The organism is Lamprobacter modestohalophilus, assembly GCF_016583905.1.
GTDB lineage: Bacteria > Pseudomonadota > Gammaproteobacteria > Chromatiales > Chromatiaceae > Lamprobacter > Lamprobacter modestohalophilus.
The window spans coordinates 61,063-77,578 of record NZ_NRRY01000012.1 but is presented as its reverse complement, the minus strand read 5'-3'; the positions used below and the strand labels follow the sequence as shown (position 1 = coordinate 77,578).

The 16,516-nt window shown below is 63.6% G+C and carries 15 protein-coding genes; 9 read left to right on the top strand and 6 right to left on the bottom strand.

Annotated elements, in window-relative coordinates; translation table 11 throughout:
* Positions 1 to 12: 12 nt before the first annotated feature.
* The 8 genes from gcvT (at position 13) to moaD (ending at position 7,764) form a co-directional block, all read left to right on the top strand.
* Positions 13 to 1,107: a glycine cleavage system aminomethyltransferase GcvT gene (gene gcvT, locus CKO42_RS09540; protein WP_200242754.1), complete on the top strand. Its 1,095-nt coding sequence runs from the start codon at positions 13 to 15 to the stop codon at positions 1,105 to 1,107.
* A gap of 330 nt (positions 1,108 to 1,437) precedes the next feature.
* Complete coding sequence (gene gcvH / locus CKO42_RS09535) at positions 1,438 to 1,830, top strand: glycine cleavage system protein GcvH (protein ID WP_200242751.1); 393 nt, start codon at positions 1,438 to 1,440, stop codon at positions 1,828 to 1,830.
* A gap of 6 nt (positions 1,831 to 1,836) precedes the next feature.
* Positions 1,837 to 3,210, top strand: coding sequence for an aminomethyl-transferring glycine dehydrogenase subunit GcvPA (gene gcvPA, locus CKO42_RS09530; RefSeq protein ID WP_200242748.1), 1,374 nt, complete (start codon positions 1,837 to 1,839; stop codon positions 3,208 to 3,210).
* Positions 3,211 to 3,478: 268 nt separating this feature from the next.
* Positions 3,479 to 4,954, top strand: coding sequence for an aminomethyl-transferring glycine dehydrogenase subunit GcvPB (gene gcvPB, locus CKO42_RS09525; RefSeq protein WP_200242746.1), 1,476 nt, complete (start codon positions 3,479 to 3,481; stop codon positions 4,952 to 4,954).
* A gap of 107 nt (positions 4,955 to 5,061) precedes the next feature.
* Positions 5,062 to 5,433 (top strand): diacylglycerol kinase, encoded by a 372-nt coding sequence (locus CKO42_RS09520; RefSeq protein WP_200242744.1) that lies wholly within the window; start codon positions 5,062 to 5,064, stop codon positions 5,431 to 5,433.
* Positions 5,434 to 5,562: 129 nt separating this feature from the next.
* The gene (moaB, locus tag CKO42_RS09515) at positions 5,563 to 6,093 is read left to right on the top strand and encodes a molybdenum cofactor biosynthesis protein B (protein ID WP_200242742.1); all 531 of its coding nucleotides are present in this window, start codon (positions 5,563 to 5,565) and stop codon (positions 6,091 to 6,093) included.
* Positions 6,094 to 6,097: 4 nt separating this feature from the next.
* Complete coding sequence (locus CKO42_RS09510; RefSeq protein ID WP_242479259.1) at positions 6,098 to 7,516, top strand: molybdopterin molybdotransferase MoeA; 1,419 nt, start codon at positions 6,098 to 6,100, stop codon at positions 7,514 to 7,516.
* The gene (gene moaD / locus CKO42_RS09505) at positions 7,513 to 7,764 is read left to right on the top strand and encodes a molybdopterin converting factor subunit 1 (protein ID WP_200242731.1); all 252 of its coding nucleotides are present in this window, start codon (positions 7,513 to 7,515) and stop codon (positions 7,762 to 7,764) included. Before CKO42_RS09510 ends, moaD begins: the two co-directional genes overlap by 4 nt.
* Positions 7,765 to 7,920: 156 nt before the next feature.
* On the opposite strand, the gene CKO42_RS09500 is transcribed toward moaD, so the two are convergent.
* From CKO42_RS09500 to CKO42_RS09475, 6 genes are all read right to left on the bottom strand, one after another.
* Positions 7,921 to 8,766 (bottom strand): hypothetical protein, encoded by an 846-nt coding sequence (locus CKO42_RS09500; RefSeq protein ID WP_200242730.1) that lies wholly within the window; start codon positions 8,764 to 8,766, stop codon positions 7,921 to 7,923.
* A complete protein-coding gene (locus CKO42_RS09495) occupies positions 8,757 to 9,845 on the bottom strand; it encodes an AAA family ATPase (RefSeq protein ID WP_200242728.1) in 1,089 nt (362 codons plus the stop codon). The genes CKO42_RS09500 and CKO42_RS09495 overlap by 10 nt, the downstream gene beginning before the upstream one ends.
* Before the next feature lie 461 nt (positions 9,846 to 10,306).
* Positions 10,307 to 11,263 (bottom strand): UDP-glucuronic acid decarboxylase family protein, encoded by a 957-nt coding sequence (locus CKO42_RS09490; RefSeq protein WP_200242874.1) that lies wholly within the window; start codon positions 11,261 to 11,263, stop codon positions 10,307 to 10,309.
* Between the two features lie 408 nt (positions 11,264 to 11,671).
* A complete protein-coding gene (locus CKO42_RS09485) occupies positions 11,672 to 12,313 on the bottom strand; it encodes a DUF6962 family protein (RefSeq protein ID WP_200242718.1) in 642 nt (213 codons plus the stop codon).
* A complete protein-coding gene (locus CKO42_RS09480; protein WP_200242715.1) occupies positions 12,310 to 12,900 on the bottom strand; it encodes a class I SAM-dependent methyltransferase in 591 nt (196 codons plus the stop codon). Before CKO42_RS09480 ends, CKO42_RS09485 begins: the two co-directional genes overlap by 4 nt.
* A 65-nt stretch (positions 12,901 to 12,965) precedes the next feature.
* Positions 12,966 to 14,735, bottom strand: coding sequence for a flavin-containing monooxygenase (locus CKO42_RS09475; RefSeq protein ID WP_200242713.1), 1,770 nt, complete (start codon positions 14,733 to 14,735; stop codon positions 12,966 to 12,968).
* Between the two features lie 257 nt (positions 14,736 to 14,992).
* Here CKO42_RS09475 and guaB point away from each other — a divergent pair, with 257 nt between their 5' ends.
* Positions 14,993 to 16,501 carry an IMP dehydrogenase gene (gene guaB / locus CKO42_RS09470; protein WP_200242711.1) on the top strand — a complete coding sequence of 503 codons (1,509 nt, stop codon included), beginning with the start codon at positions 14,993 to 14,995 and terminating at the stop codon, positions 16,499 to 16,501.
* Positions 16,502 to 16,516: the final 15 nt, after the last annotated feature.

Sequence of the window (16,516 nt, the reverse complement as noted above, 5' to 3'; positions counted from 1 at the left end):
CCGGAGTGCCGCATGGGTTCCAGAACTCCCCTCTTCTCTGAGCATGAGCGTCTTGGCGCTCGCATCGTGCCGTTCGGCGGCTGGGATATGCCGTTGCACTATGGCTCCCAGCTCGACGAGCATCATGCGGTCCGCCAGCAGGCCGGCGTTTTCGATGTCTCACACATGCGTCCCGTCGACATCCAGGGCGCCGACGCCCTCGCATTCTTGCAGCGATTGTTAGCGAACGATGTCGCCAAGCTCAAGCAACCGGGCAAGGCGCTCTACAGCTGCATGCTCAATGCCGACGGCGGCGTGATTGATGATCTGATCTGCTACTACCTCGGCCCTAACCGTTATCGGGCCGTGGTCAATGCCGCCACCGCAGATAAGGATCTGGCTTGGATACGCGCCTGTGTCGAGGGCACATCGGTCAGCATCCACAGTCGCGACGATCTCGCCATGCTCGCCGTCCAGGGCCCGCAAGCCCGCACTAAGGTGTTGCCGCTGCTTCCTGGCGCACTGCAAGAGCCCGCGCGCGCACTGAAGCCCTTCTTTGCTGCTGAACAGGGCGACTGGCTGGTCGGCCGCACCGGCTATACCGGCGAAGACGGCTTCGAGATCATGCTCCCAGCCACCGAGGTCGGCGATCTTTGGCGAGCGCTGCTTGCGGCCGGCGTTGCCCCTGCCGGACTGGGGGCACGCGACACCCTGCGCTTGGAAGCCGGGATGAACCTCTATGGGCAAGATATGACAGAAGAGGTCGGGCCGCTCGAATCAGGGCTCGAGTGGACGGTCGCTTTCGAGCCGCAGGAGCGCGATTTCATCGGTCGCTCGGCACTCGAGGCACAGCGCGCGAGCGGGGATCTGCGCGAGTTCATCGGCCTGCTGCTGACCGGTCGCGGCGTGCTCAGGAGCCATCAGCCGGTGCTCGTCGACGGCCAGCCCGTCGGCGAGGTGACCTCGGGCGGCTTCTCGCCGACCTTGCAGCGTAGCATCGCGCTGGCGCGGGTTCAGCCCGGGATCGGCGATCAGTGCGCAGTCGACATCCGCGGCAAGGCAGTGCCCGCGCGGGTTGTCAAACCGCCGTTCGTGCGCCATGGCAAAGCGCTTATCGCGCTTGAATAAGGGGCCGAACGGTCATGTTTGCACAGCGTCTCATGCGCAGTTCAGTAACAACCTGAGCACGACTGCGTACAGAAACAAACAACGAACTGCGTGAACGATGCAACAGGAAACAGGATTTCCGTTTCATATCGACCAAGTAATCGCTATTCACATGTTTCGTCGTTTAAAGATGCTCCACTGCTTATTGTTAAAGCGGAACGAGACACATCGGCAGTGCGCGTTTTCGGCACACCAAACCCAAAACAACACCGGCTCGGGAGCACGCTCTCCTCGCGCCATTTCGCCAACAGCCGCCGCCTAGACAGCGACGCGATCCGTCTGGAGTCCTTTATGAGCAGCATCCCTTCAGAGCTGAAATACACCGAGTCCCATGAATGGGTCAAAGACAACGGCGACGGTACCGTCACCGTCGGCATCACCGATCACGCACAGGACGCCCTCGGCGATCTGGTCTTCGTTGAGCTGCCCGAGATCGGCAAGCAGGTCGCGGTCAAGGACGCCTGCGCGGTGGTCGAATCGGTCAAGGCCGCGTCGGACATCTACAGCCCACTCAGCGGCGAGGTCGTCGGCGCGAATGATGCACTCGATGGCGCTCCTGAGACGATCAACGAGGATGCCTACGGCGATGGCTGGATCTTCCAGCTCAAGCTCTCGGACCCGAGCCAGCTCGATGAGCTGATGGACGCCGGCGGCTACGAGCAACTGCTGGCCGACGAGGGCTAAACGACGATGCCCTTCATCCCGCACACCGACGAGGACATCGCCGCTATGCTCGACACCATTGGTGTCGACAGCATCGACGCGCTGTTCGACGAGATCCCCGCCGAGCTCCGCGCCCAGGGACTAGACGGCATCCCCGCTGGCCTGAGCGAGATGGAGGTGACCCAGCTGCTGCAGGCGCGGGCGCGCAGCGATGGCGAACCGACCTGCTTCATCGGCGCTGGCGCTTACGACCATCACATTCCCGCGGCTGTGTGGCAGATCACCACCCGCGGTGAGTTCTACAGCGCCTACACGCCCTACCAGGCCGAGGCCAGCCAGGGCACGCTGCAGGTGCTCTACGAGTTCCAGTCGATGATGACGGCGCTGACTGGGCTCGATGTCTCCAACGCCTCGCTCTATGATGGCGCCTCGGCACTGGCCGAAGCGGTGCTGATGGCGGTGCGCTCCAATCGTAAGGTCAAGCACCCGCGCGTGCTGATGCCACGCACCGTGCATCCCTTCTATCGACGCACTGTCGCCAGCATCGTCCAGCATCAGGGCATCGAGCTGGTCGAGGTCGACTACGACAAGCGCAGCGGGCGGACCCAGATCGCACACTGCGAAGCCGTCGCCGATCAGCCATTCGCGGCGCTGGTCGTGCCACAGCCGAATGTCTTCGGCGTGCTCGAAGACGTCGACGCCCTCACCGACTGGGCGCAAGCGCGCGATGCGCTGGTGATCGGTGTAGTCAACCCGGTCGCCCTTGCCCTGCTCTCGCCGCCCGGCGACTGGGGCCAGGCCGGCGCTGATATCGCCTGCGGCGAAGGTCAACCGCTGGGTATGCCGCTCGCTTCTGGTGGGCCTTATCTCGGGTTTCTCTGCTGCAAGCAGGCCTTCATCCGCCAGTTGCCAGGACGCATCGCCGGCAAGACCGAAGACCTCGACGGCAAGGTCGGCTACACCCTGACACTACAGGCGCGCGAGCAGCATATCCGCCGCTCCAAGGCGACCTCGAACATCTGCACCAATCAGGGGCTGCTGGTGACCGCCGCCACCATCCACATGGCGATCCTCGGTGCCGAAGGCCTCGAGCGCGTCGCCGCCGCCTGTCATGCCAACACCGCCCGACTGGCACAGCAGCTCTGCGAGGTGCCAGGCGTGGAGCCAATCTTCGACGCTCCAGCCTTCCACGAGCGCGCCCTACGCCTACCAGCGCCAACCGAAACGGTGCTCGCCGGACTCGCCGAGCAGGACATCCTCGGCGGTTTCGATCTCGGGCACGAGTATCCAGAGCTAGGCTCAGCGCTGCTGGTCTGCGCCACCGAAAAGCGCACCGATGCCGAGATCGCCGCCTATCGCGAGGCGCTCACAAGCGCCCTGGTCGTCGCCAAAGCGGCCTAGACGTGAGGACGGATCGATGTCCAGTCCTGGCTGCAGCGAATGTCCCCAGCCTTCGTCGTGCCATACCGCGGTTGTTCGGATACCCGCTGAAGGCGTGCTCAGGTACGCCAATGGGCGCCTGAGGGCCTAAACGCCCTCCCATGATAAGGACCCGACTCTCGGCCCACCCGGGAGAAGCATCCACAACGCTCGCCAAAGCCCACAGCGACCAGAGATATCAAGCCGTCACTCATCACTCACCACTCACCACTCGTCACTCAACCCCGCCATGCTCATCCAAGAACACTCCCGCCCTGGCCGCCGCGCCACCGCGCAAGCGCCGCTCACGACTGCCGACCACAGCACTCTGCCCCAGGCACTGCGTCGCAAGCAGCGCGCCGCGCTACCCGAAGTCTCGGAGATGCAAGCGGTGCGCCACTACACCCGGCTTTCGCAGCAGAACTTCTCGATCGACACGCACTTCTACCCGCTCGGCTCCTGCACCATGAAGTACAACCCGCGCGCCTGTAACAGCCTGGCCTCGCTGCCCGGCTTCCTGGCGCGCCACCCCGCTGCACCGGAGAGCCACAGCCAGGGCATCATGGCCTGCCTGCATGAGCTACAGGACATGCTGAAGAGCGTCACCGGCATGCACGCGGTCTCGCTGGCACCCGCGGCCGGTGCCCAAGGCGAGCTGGCCGGGGTGATGATGATCCGCGCCTATCACGACGCCCGTGGCGATCATGACCGGCGCGAGATGCTGGTCCCGGACGCCGCCCACGGCACCAATCCGGCCTCGGCGATCATGGCCGGCTTCAAGGTGCGCGAGGTGCCAACCGGCCGCAACGGCGATGTCGACATCGACGCCCTGCGCGCGGTGGTTGGCCCCCAAACCGCCGGCATCATGCTCACCAATCCAAGCACCGTCGGCGTCTTCGACCGCAACATCCAAGCCATCGCCAAGACCGTGCACGAGGCAGGCGGCCTACTCTATTACGATGGCGCCAACCTTAATGCCATCCTCGGAAAGGTCAGGCCCGGCGACATGGGCTTCGACGTCATCCACATGAACCTGCACAAGACCTTCTCGACCCCGCACGGCGGCGGTGGGCCGGGTGCTGGTCCGGTTGGCGTCTCCAAGCGGCTCGAGCCCTATCTGCCGATCCCCTTGGTCGAAAAGGACGACGACGAAGGCTATCACTGGCTCGACGAGGACGACCGACCCGAGAGCATCGGTCGGCTAACGGCCTTTGGCGGCAACATGGGCATCCTGCTGCGCGCCTACATCTATGCTCGCCTACTCGGCGCCGAGGGCATGCGCCGGGTCTCCGAGTTCGCCACCCTCAACGCCAACTATCTGCAGGCGCGGCTGCGCGCGGCCGGCTTCCAGCTCGCCTATCCGGAGCGACGCGCCAGCCATGAGTTCATCATCACGCTGAAGAAAGAGGCGAAGGACTTCGGCGTCAATACCATGGATGTCGCCAAGCGCTTACTCGACTATGGCTATCATGCGCCGACCACCTACTTTCCGCTCTTGGTGCCGGAATGCCTACTGATCGAGCCGACCGAGACCGAGCCCAAGGAGGCACTCGATGGTTTCGTTGAGGCCATGATCAAGATTCGCGCCGAGGCTGAGCAGGAGCCCGAGACAGTGCGGCAAGCCCCGCACAGCCTACCGGTGCGTCGCCTTGATGACGTGCGCGCCGCGCGGCAGCTTGATGTTGCCTGGAAGCCTGCTGAAGGCCTTGCTGAAAGCAATATCTGACAAGCGCTGGTCACCCTGCCTGTTCCAGCTGCTGCCGGCCGCTGCGCCGTTAGGGTCGGCACAGCTGCACCAAACCGTCCAGATCAACAGGAAATCGACACGCGACCATGGCCAACCACAATGTCAGCGGATGGCGCCGCATCATCTACGCCTTCGGCTACTCGATGAAGGGCTTCAAGGCCTGCTATGAGCTTGAGGAGGCCTTTCGTCAGGAGGTCTTTGTCCTCATCGTTCTGATTCCGCTAGCGCTCTGGCTCGGCGAGTCGCCGGTCGAGCGGGCCATGCTGGTCGGTAGCCTGTTGCTGGTGCCTGTGGTCGAATTGCTCAACTCGGCGATCGAGGCCAATGTCGATCGCGTCGGCCTCGAGCGCAACGAGCTCTCGGCACGGGCCAAGGACATCGCCTCGGCGGCGGTGTTCATGAGCATCAGCTTTGCCGCGACGATCTGGGGCTTGATCTTGATTCCGCGCTGGCTTTGATCCTGGCTCGAGATCTCGCGTGCATTGCTGCTTTCGCCGTGGCCTCACAGGCTTGCCTCTGGCCGCGAGACGAACCATATCCATGCTCGATACGAGATTCGATGCCTTCTTTGTACTGGACCTGAACGCATGAGCCAAACGCCCGCCGACGCCCCTTTCCTACCACTGCCCATCGCCGTGGCGACGGTCTCCGACAGCCGCACCGTCGACAACGACACCTCCGGGACTTATCTGCGCGAGCAACTGACCGCCGCTGGTCATCGGCTGGCCGATCAGGCCATCTGCAGGGACGACCCCTATCAGCTGCGCGCCCTGTTCTCGCGTTGGATCGCCGACCCCGAGGTGCAGGTCGTGATTAGCACCGGCGGCACCGGCATCACCGGTCGCGATAGCACCCCAGAGGCGATTGCGCCGCTGTTCGATAAGACTATCGATGGCTTCGGCGAGCTATTCCGCCAGATCTCGTTCCAAGAGATCGGCGCCTCGACCGTCCAATCGCGTGCGGTGGCGGGCATCGCCAATGGCACGCTCATCTTCTGCCTGCCCGGTTCTACCGGCGCCTGCCGCACCGCTTGGGAACAGATCCTGCAGCCGCAGCTCGACAGCCGCACCCGGCCCTGCAACTTCGCCCAGCTCATCGCGCGCTTCAGTGAGCGCTGATCGCATGGCCAAGGGTATCCATGACAGCCACCGCGCGGCGGTTGCTGACGCCACTGCCGGCACTGCTGACACCGCAATGGAAGCCTCCAGGGCAGCCGCCCATGCCAGTTCGGGTGAACACCCAACGGCAAACGACTGCGAGGCCAGCCAAGCGCGTCAGGCCGGCACAAAATCGTCGGCCGCCAAACCGCTGAGCGTCGAAGCGGCCTCGGCACAGCTGCTGGCCGCAGCCCGGGCGATCGAAGACCGCGAACAGTTGCCGACCATGGACTGCCTCGGCCGAGTGCTCGCCGAACCGGTCATCAGTGGCACCGATCTGCCTGGCTGGGACAACAGCGCGATGGACGGCTACGCCCTGCGCATCGCCGATCTTCACGCCAGCGATGGTTGGCTACCCATCAGTCAGCGCATCGCAGCCGGTCAGTGCGGCGCCCCACTCGCCCCAGGCACCGCCGCGCGCATCTTTACCGGCGCGCCACTGCCCGCGGGCGCCGATACCGTCGTTGTGCAGGAGGTCTGCACGCCAGAGCGCGATGGCCTGCGCATCGACGCCAAGACCAGCGCTGAGATCAGAACCGGTGACAACATCCGCCGGCGTGGCGAAGAGCTGCAAGCCGGCTCGCAAGTGCTGGCCGCTGGGACGCGGCTCGGCCCCCAGCATCTGGGTCTTGCCGCTGGTGTCGGCGCCGCGCAGCTGCAGGTGTATCGTCGGCTGCGCGTCGCCGTGCTCGCCAGCGGCGACGAGCTGGTCATGCCTGGGGAGCCACTGGGTCCAGGCCAGATCTACAACTCGAACCGGTTTCTGTTTCGCGCCTTGCTGCAGGGGCTCGGCTGCGAGGTCATTGATCTTGGAATCGTCAAGGACGACCGCGAGGCGACGCTCGCCGCGCTCAGCCAGGCCGCCGAGCAGGCCGACTTGGTCATGGCCAGCGGCGGCGTCTCAGTCGGCGAGGAAGACCATGTGCGGCCCGCAGTCGAACAGCTCGGCAGCCTCGACCTCTGGCGTGTGGCGATGAAACCGGGCAAACCGGTGGCATTTGGGCGCATCGGTGAGACGCCGTTCATCGGCAGCCCCGGCAATCCGGTCTCGCTGTTCGTCACCTTCTGCCTGTTCGCGCGATCGTTCATCGAGCGCATGCAGGGCCTAGGTGATGCCGCTCTGCCAACTCCGTTGTGGCTTCCTGCTGGCTTCGAGCTGACGAAGCCAGTCAAGCGTCGCGACTATCAGCGCGCGCGATTGGAGATAGATCCAACCGGCAAGGCCTCGATTCAGCGCTTCCACAGCACCTCATCGGCGGCGCTCAGCTCGCTGACCTGGGCCAATGGGTTGGTGGTGATCCCGCCGGGCGAGAGTATTGCGATCGGTGATCTGGTTGCCTTTCTGCCATTCAGCGAGCTGGTACCCGGGTGCGCGAGTCAATGATCCAATTGCGCTACTTCGCCAGCCTCCGCGAGCAGCTCGGACGCGATGCCGAAGCCATCGAGCCGATCGCAGGAGCCACCGTCGCCGAGCTGAGGGCGTTTCTCTGTGCGCGTGGCGAGCCTTGGGCAGCAGCGCTCGCGCCAGAGCAGTGCATTCTGGCGGCCGTCAATCAGGAGATGTCGCGCCCTGAAAGCACCGTTGCCGATGGCGATGAGGTCGCCTTCTTCCCACCTGTGACAGGCGGTTAAAGCGATACAGACCAAATCTGCGTCACCCGGCAGGATGGATAAGCTCACGGGCAGTGCTACAGATAGGTTGATATCGGGCAGATGAGGCTATCCCAGTGACCTGATCACCGTTCAATGATTTTAGAAGACATCTAGATCTAGAACACGACCGCCTCGTCATGCCGTCAGGTTCGGATCTATCACGGCATCTTGAAGCGCTGCCCATTCCGGAAGCCAGGTCCCGATATCATCGCGCGACCGCGCAATCTCCTGAATCACCTTCGCTAGAAAGGCGTTGCCGCCCTGGAACCCCAACGTCTTGAGATCGTCTTCGGCCGCCAGCGCCAGATCCTTGCCGGCGAAGTAGCAGAGAAAATGCTCATAGCGACGGCCGCCAGGCTCGAACTCCGGTTTCAGCGCCTCAAAGCGTTCAACCACGGCATCCAGCTCAACTAACTGAGTTGCCTGATGGGCGGCGACGCTGGCCTGGATTCCTTTACGACATCCTATCTCCGTGAGGTCGTCAGGAAACCGATACTTGCTCTTGCCTCGCTCAGGACCAAAGGACGAGGATAAGGGCTTGAAACGGGGTCGCCCGGCCGAGAGCGCCGTGCGCGCGGCCTGATACAGGGCGATCTTGTCGCGTGCCGATTCCAGCGCCTGTTGGTACCTCACCTGCTCTGGCGCCCGATCCCCCAAAGCCTTGACGACGATCGCGGGATCGATGAGATAGTTCTCGATTTCCTTGCGTTCCCAGCGCCAGCCAAGGCGTCTGTTGTCCGAGTCGTTCCAGACTTGCGGCTCGCCCATGGGAGCGTCGGGCGCGGATCGAAAGTCGCCGTCGAGCAGGCCCAACACCAAGGCCTGGCCGAGCGCCTCGCGATGCGCCTTGATGCAATTGCCCATCCCATACTTGCCGCCCTCGGGGCGAATCTGGCCGCAGCGTCCGGCGAGCAACTTGTTCAGGACCCGGATGTCAGGGCTTCCTGGTCCGCCCTCGCAGAACAGCAGGTTTACAGGCACGGCCGACCTCCGGCCAGACGATGAATGTCCTCAGCAGCGATCAGGTCTCGAACGGCCTCGGAATGGCTCGAAAAGATGAACTGGCAGTTAGGGCCGAGTGCCGGCAAGGCGCTGACCAGGCTCTGGGCCAGCGGCGGGTGCAGGTTAAGATCGATCTCGTCGATCAGTACCACAGAGCTTCGGACCTGTTGCCGAACGAACTCGTAGAGCATCGGAAAGACCGAGTGCTCGCCAGCGGACATCTCCTCGATGTCGTAGGTGCGCGAACCGTCGGAGAGGATGAAGTAGTAATCCTCCGGGGTCGGGGAGCCGCCCCGAAACATGGGTTCCGGTGTTCCGAAGGACCGACCTGGGAACACCCGCTTATAGGCGTTCTCCAGCTCCATCAGGAAGTCATGCGCTTGTGGAGCTCCGCCACCTAGCCGAGCCAACTGCCAGCTATTGAGATGCTTGCGAAGACGCGCAACGCCGACGTTGAACGAGATGCGGCCGGCATTCTCTTCGCTGCCGTCGGGTCGCTCCGCGGGCGGAGTCGCGAGGTTGCGAAACTGGTCAAACCAGAACACACCGGGCAGATCCGCGAAGCGATCACGGACACTCGGATCGGTTCGCAACAGCCTTGTCGCGTAAGCTCGTCCGCGAAACTGAAAAATCGCTTCCTTGCTCGGGGCCACGACCCTGCCGCCCTGGAGTGTCACCGTCACCACTTCGCTATCCCCAGGCGCCACAAATTCGAAATCGGAACCCTGTCCGGTCTGCGCCCAGCGCTCCGCCACCGCTTGAGTCGCGGCAATCTCCGCCGGATCAAAATGCACCTCCAGTTCAACCCGCGGCTCTCCCCAGCGCTGGTAGCGACCTGGCATCCAGCCAAGCCACTGGAAAGACTCCACATCCCGGGTGCGCCCCATGGCTATGGATAGACAGAGCGCCACGGCCTGCAAGACCGTGGTCTTGCCCGATCCGTTGTCGCCGAGCAGCAGGAATTCGGTCGCCAAATCCCCTGTGAGATCGTTGCGGAGGTCGATCTCCAAGTGCTCGAAGCGTTTGAGGTTGGAGAGGGTGATGCGGGCGACCTTCATGGGACTGGCCTCAGCTCTTTCTGCTCTGCATAGTCTGCCGCACATGGTTATCGGCTGTTTCGATCAGCCACGCGCGCGCGACCAGCGCGTCCCGTCGACGCTGCATGGCGCGGATGAGTCGGTCCTCGAAGTCCTCCCGCCATACCTGGCCCAATACCGGGATCAACAGCTCGTCGAGATCGCGCTTGCTAACGAAGCACTGCGTAGAGCCCGAGGACAGGAGGCGGAGTTGCTCTCGCGCACCAAGGATAGTCGATCTCGGCGTGGATCGCCGACACAATGGCGTCGATCTCATGGCGGGTGCTCAGCGTCAGGTCGTTGGCGTGTCGGTACTGACGCGCGATCGACGCTTGGAGACTGCTCGGCGAGCATAGACCGCAGGATATCCCCCAACGTCAACGACAGCAAACGCATAGCCCTCCTCAGCCAGTGCCTCGAGGTAGCGATATGACGCGAACCTATCATCTGCGCCGAAGCAACTGCTCGAAGTAGGCGATGGTGGACTGCAACCCCTCGTGCAGCGGCACCCGTGGCTCCCAATCCAACCGCTCGCGCGCCAACGCAATATCAGGCCGCCGCTGCTGCGGATCATCGGGCGGTAACGGGGCATGCACCAGTGCTGAGCGCGAGCCAGTGAGATCCAGGATCGCTTGCGCCAGTTCGATCATCGTGCACTGCCACGGATTGCCCAGATTCACCGGTCCAGCCAGCTCATCGGCGCTGTTCATCAACCGGAGCAGCCCGTCGATGAGATCGTTCACATAGCAGAACGAGCGGGTCTGGGTACCCTCGCCGTAGAGGGTGATCGGCCGATTCTCCAGGGCCTGCATGATGAAGTTCGACACCACCCGACCATCGTTCGGATGCATCCGCGGTCCGTAGGTGTTGAAGATGCGCGCAACCTTGACGATCAGTCCATGCTGGCGCCGATAGTCAAAGAACAGGGTTTCAGCGCAGCGCTTGCCCTCGTCGTAACAGGCGCGCTGGCCAATCGGATTGACGTTACCCCAGTAGTGCTCGGGCTGTGGGTGCACACTGGGGTCACCGTAGACCTCGCTGGTGGAGGCCTGCAGGATCTTGGCCTTCACCCGCTTGGCGAGCCCGAGCATATTGATCGCACCGTGGACACTGGTCTTGGTGGTCTGCACCGGATCGAACTGATAGTGGATCGGCGACGCCGGACAGGCGAGGTTGTAGATCTCGTCGACCTCCAGGTACAGCGGGAAGGTGACGTCATGGCGCAGCAGCTCGAAATAGGGATTCGCGAGCAGGTGGGCGATATTGTCTTTGGTACCGGTAAAGAAGTTGTCAACGCAGAGCACATCGTGCCCGTTGGCCAGCAGTCGCTCACAGAGGTGTGAGCCAAGAAAGCCGGCGCCGCCGGTCACCAGAACCCGCTTGCGCATTGCATAACTCAGTGCCATCTAACGCCCCTACCGCCAAGCGATCACTATCGTCCGGTTCCGAGTATCACGGCCACCTGAGCGCCAACAACGATCGCACCCCGGCTGCCCGGCCAAGAGCGTGATGACAGCCGGTGCAGGCGCTCGCTGAGCAGACGCTCGCTGAAACAGACTCAGTCTACAGGGTACGGCCTCGACATGAGGTCGCGTGAGGTTGTGACGTGGCAAGAAGAGGCTCGCGCAGAGACGCAGAGGCGCAAAGGGAGAAAGCGCTTGCTCGATGTTCCCAGTGCGCTTCTCTTCTTCTCTTCTTCTCTGCGCCTTTGCGTCTCTGCGCGAGATCTCTTTTTCTTGTGTCGTCTACGCGACATGGCACCATCTGATTGACATTATTCGGAGGCCGAACCCCAGTCGACAAGGTGGTCAGACTGGTTTGAGCTCCGCGACTTGACGCTTCAAGACGCGACCGCCGAGGTACTGGAATAGAACCGCCGGGATCAAAGCCACATGGAAGGTGCCATAGAGCCCGAGGCCGGCAATGCCCTGGCTATCGAACGGGATCAGTAACGATGCCGCGATCGCCAGAACGATGCCAACGCACATCATCCAAGAACCGTTCCCCTTTCGAAGTCCCCACAGGTGCAACGCTAGAGTCATTAGCATCACGGCAGAATTTGCCGCCACCAGCACCAAAAAGTTGTCTGCCGTTGCGACCACCCAGATGGTGAAGGCGAGTCCAGCCAAGCCGATCGCGAGGCTGATCCAGAGGCCAAGGGTCGACATGAACTGGCGCGCCGTGGACATCAGGAAGCTGAACACGCCCAGCGCGACCACCACGCGCGTCGCGGTGCGCAATGGCACGTCTGCGGCGTGACCGGTTCCTTCAATGAAGCCATGGTGGATGGTGCCTAGCAGATTGGCGAGTGCGCCTAAGAGCAGATAGATCGCGAAGAGGCCTGCTGCCGAGGTGCGATCCTGATCGGAACGAAACGAAAGCCCAGCCAGAAAGGCGATGAACACCGCGAGGATTGCATTCGTGGATGCGGAGAGCGCGAGATCCGTCATGGCAAACAACCTTCAACGAGAAAAACGACCTGTTTGCAGCGATCGAGCGCACTGAAGCGAAAGCGGTCCATCGAGATGACGGTCAGCCCGCTCGCACGAAACAGATGCGACCATTCCTCGAGCCGCAGAAAGGCATAGGGCAAGGGCACCTCGTAGGCCCTGTTGCCGAGATAGTCTGAGACGCTCAGCAGCCAATGGTCCCAGCGGTTCTCCCAATAATGATCCTTGATCAAGAGCGCACGGCGGGCAACCCGGCTGGCCTCGGCAAGCACCTGGGCGGGGTCTTCTGTGTGATGCAGGATATCGATGAGCAGGACCAGATCAAATGAATTATCAGCGAACGGAAGTCGCTGGCCGTCGTAACGCAGCACCGGTATCGCGGCCTCGGCCCTGGCGCAGACATCGACCCCAGTGATCAGAACACCTGGCCGGCCCTTCATCAGCGCCTGCGCCAGACGTCCGTCGCCAGCCCCAACGTCGAGCAGCGTCTCTGCATCGCCGATGTGGGCGAGCAAACGCGGTGGCAGGTGCCGCAACCGAGAGCGTGCCGACGCGAATCGGTCCCAGCGGATCAACAAAGCGTTCAACAACGACAGGCTCAAGCGGGAAAACCTCCTCGAACACGCACGGCTCATCGCAGGCGTTGACTCGTTCAGGCCGCGCTGCCCCCGGGCGAAGGCGGGATGGAATCGACGGCGGAGCTGGGGATGGAAACCGGAGCCGAGACAGCCGCCGCGACGCCTGCCGGCGCCGGCCGCAACGCGATCGCCCGCCCCCGCCGAGCCATGCGGCGGCGGGCGATGGCGTCAAATAGCGCATCGAGCCGCAGTAGGCGCGAGAGACCGATCATCAGCCCGTAGGTCAACAGATAGCGCAGCAGTGAGACATTCTGGCGTCGAAAGCCAAACGGCATCGGTGAGATGTACTCATCCATTCGCGCCCGCTCCTCGGGTCCGACCGCGTCGGAGGTGATCAACCGCAGCAACAGCGGCGAGGCCGGTACTCGCACCGCCTTTGAGAACAACGGCCAGTCGCGTCGCGGATCGAAACGCGCGAAGAGCCGGCGGAGGCTGTCCTCTTGCATCGCCTTCATCATCACCTCGAGGTACCAGAACGGGCAGGTGATGTTGCGATTGCTGCGCTCATAGCCGAAGACGGCGTCGAGCGCGGCGGCATCGGCGTCCGCCTCGGCGCGCATCGTCTCCGGGTCCGGCAGCACAACCCGACCAAACCAGACGCGCGCGGCATAGAGGCACTGCAGCTCGATCATGTAGGGCAGCGACAGGATGGTCGGCCGCGCGAAGCCGAAGAAGGCCAGCGATGGATCATCGGGATGGAAGACCAGGCGATGCAGGCGGTCCGTCGGGACCGCAGCGAGCTCATCCGGCAGGAACGAGAAATCGGGCTGGTAGCCGAAACTGCAGACGATGTGGCTGGCCTGGACCTCGCGACCGTCTTCAAAGACGACGGTGTTGCCGAGGCAGCGAGCGATGCCTCGGGCCGGGGTGACGCACCCGTTCCAGACATGTTCAAGGGCATGGCCGTTCTTGTTGAAGAACTGGCGATAGAGAGGGATCTCGTTCTGCCACTCGGCGACGCCGTGGCCCTGGTACGAGAAGAGACTGCCCGAGGTTCCGAGATTGCCGAGATGGCGCATCCCTGGCACGGCACTCTTCACCGAGGTCATGACACCGATGGCGCCGGACGAGTACTCATCAAGCGCCATGTCGTACCGGTCGTAGCCCCCCGGCGGCTGGCCGCGCCGCAGCGGCGCCTTGCGGAAGAAGTGCTGCCCGCCGCGGATCGCCCAGGTGATCTCGGCCGCCGTTCCAGTCGCAAGGTCTTGCACAACATCGGCTGCGGTCTCGCCGCCGCCGTAGACGATGACGTGATCGCCCGTGCCAACCCCCAGATCGAGCGGATGTTTGAGATCGGCGGTATGGACGACGGCGCCGGTGAACTCCGTCACCGGCCCGCTGATTGGCCGGCGGCGTTGGTGAACACCGGTCGCGATCGCTAGCCGTTTGGCGGTGAAGCAACGCCCGTCTTCGGCGTCGACCTGCCATAACCCATCGGCTTTGCCGGCGCGGGCGACGCGTGCGCTGGTGACAATGCGGTCGCTGAGGCCGAACCGATCGGCGTAACGCCGAAGGAAGCCAAGCGCATCCTCATGCCGGAAGAAGTTGCCGGCTGCTTCGCCCATCGAGAAGTCGGATGCCTCGGTCACATGCCGCGAAGAAGACGACACGGTGTTGCGCATGACGGTGATGGTGGCGGGATCATCCGTATAGTTCCAGACGCCACCAAGGTCGTACCTGCCCTCCAGGATCATCACCTCGAGCCCAGCCTCGCGGGCATATTTAGCGGCGTAGAGGCCGGCCCAACCGGCACCGATGACAAGGAGGTCAACAGGTGGCTTCATAGATACGGTCCAATGGTCTCAACGATTGGTGCGGCATGAGGCTAGCATAGACGCCGAGAGGCAAGGCGTGGAAGCCGCTCCAGAGTCAGGTTCTAACACTGAGCGGCCAGCTATAGCCGAACAGCGAGCGGCCGGTGTTAGCCGTTTCCGGTCGCCGACAGGTGGTAGGCTAACCGATGGCACAGACGACGAAGCGGACATTGGGCTCCCGGAAGACGTCGCGGACCGCGATCATTAGCGCAACCTGAGACTGACACATGACAACGAGTAGGCGGCAGAACCTTGACGATGCCTTCGCCGCAGCGCCGGACGAATCGGCGTTCTGGACCGGCAGGACCTTCGACGATTTCCTGTTCCGGCCGCAGAAGACCGATTCACAGACCCGCCGCACGATCAGCGTCAAGTCGCTGCTGACGGCAGAGATCGCGCTGGATCTGCCAATCGTTTCATCGAACATGGACAGCGTCACCGGCGCCGACATGGCGCGAGCCATGGCCATGCACGGGGGCATTGGGGTCGTGCATCGCGGCATGAGCATTGAGCGCCAGGCGTCCGAAGTCGCCGTGGTGAAGCGCAGCCAGAGCGCTGTGATTGCCAGTCCACTGTGCCTGCCGCTGGGCACGACGATCCACCAAGCCAGGCGTTTCACGCGGCAGCACGGCATCACCGGCATCCTGATCGAGACCGCCAGCGGCTCCAACCTGCTGGCCGGTTTGCTCTCGAACCGGGATACGCCGGTGCAGGATGCTGACCAGGATCGAGTGGTCGACGAGTTCATGACCCCGCTGTCTCGCTTGGTGACCGGCGCACCGGACATCTCCACCGACGAGGCCGAGCGGCTGATGTTCGAGCACCGCATCGAGCGCCTGCCGCTCATCGATGGCGCGAATCGTATCCATGGGCTGATCACGCGCCGCGACATCAATCTCAACCGCAAACAGCCCGGCGCCAGCAAGGATAACGCCGGCCACCTGCGCTGCGCCGCGGCGGTCGGCGCGCGCGGCGATTATCTGGAGCGGGCCGCGGCGCTGCTGGAGGCTGGGGCCGATCTGCTGTTCGTCGACATCGCGCACGGTCACTCGGCCATGATGGAGCAGGCGGTTGCCGGGCTGCGGGGCCAGTTTGGCAGCGTGCCGCTGGTGTGTGGCAACGTCGCGACCGGCGCGGGCGCACGCTTCATGCGCGAGATCGGCGCCGATGCCATCAAGGTCGGCGTCGGGCCCGGTCGCGGCTGCCGCACGCGGCTGGAAACGGCGGCGGGTGTGCCGCAACTGCAGGCCATCCGCGAGGCCTATCTCGCCGTCGGTGACAGCGTGCCGATCGTCGCCGACGGTGGCGTGAAGACCGACAAGGACATCTTTCTCGCCCTGATCTGCGGGGCGTCGACGGTGATGCTCGGCAGCGCGCTGTCCGGCACCGACGAGGCGCCGGGCCAGGTGATCCAGGACCCGGCGACCCACATGAAGAAGAAGATTTACCGCGGCATGACCTCACCCGAGGCCGTGCTGGAAGCGCTCTACGACAGCGGCAGCAGCGACGAGCGCGACGCGGCGCTTGACGTCCCGCCCGAAGGTCAGGAGATCCAGGTGCCTTACCGTGGCAGCGTCAGCACCATCTTGCAGCGCATCCGCGGCCACCTGCAGTCATCGGTGAGCTACGGCGGTGAAACCACGCTGGCCGCGGTGCGGGCGAAGGTGCTGCCTGATCCGAGCGCGTTTCTGGTGCCGTTGAGCGCGGCCGCGCGCATCGAATCCTTCGAGCGCTGAGCGTTCACACGTCCT

Coding starts and splice junctions, on each gene's coding strand:
- gcvT (WP_200242754.1), top strand. CDS start 13: ATGGGTTCCAGAACTCCCCTCTTCTCTGAGCATGAGCGTCTTGGCGCT.
- gcvH (WP_200242751.1), top strand. CDS start 1,438: ATGAGCAGCATCCCTTCAGAGCTGAAATACACCGAGTCCCATGAATGG.
- gcvPA (WP_200242748.1), top strand. CDS start 1,837: ATGCCCTTCATCCCGCACACCGACGAGGACATCGCCGCTATGCTCGAC.
- gcvPB (WP_200242746.1), top strand. CDS start 3,479: ATGCTCATCCAAGAACACTCCCGCCCTGGCCGCCGCGCCACCGCGCAA.
- CKO42_RS09520 (WP_200242744.1), top strand. CDS start 5,062: ATGGCCAACCACAATGTCAGCGGATGGCGCCGCATCATCTACGCCTTC.
- moaB (WP_200242742.1), top strand. CDS start 5,563: ATGAGCCAAACGCCCGCCGACGCCCCTTTCCTACCACTGCCCATCGCC.
- CKO42_RS09510 (WP_242479259.1), top strand. CDS start 6,098: ATGGCCAAGGGTATCCATGACAGCCACCGCGCGGCGGTTGCTGACGCC.
- moaD (WP_200242731.1), top strand. CDS start 7,513: ATGATCCAATTGCGCTACTTCGCCAGCCTCCGCGAGCAGCTCGGACGC.
- CKO42_RS09495 (WP_200242728.1), bottom strand. CDS start 9,845: ATGAAGGTCGCCCGCATCACCCTCTCCAACCTCAAACGCTTCGAGCAC.
- CKO42_RS09485 (WP_200242718.1), bottom strand. CDS start 12,313: ATGACGGATCTCGCGCTCTCCGCATCCACGAATGCAATCCTCGCGGTG.
- CKO42_RS09475 (WP_200242713.1), bottom strand. CDS start 14,735: ATGAAGCCACCTGTTGACCTCCTTGTCATCGGTGCCGGTTGGGCCGGC.
- guaB (WP_200242711.1), top strand. CDS start 14,993: ATGACAACGAGTAGGCGGCAGAACCTTGACGATGCCTTCGCCGCAGCG.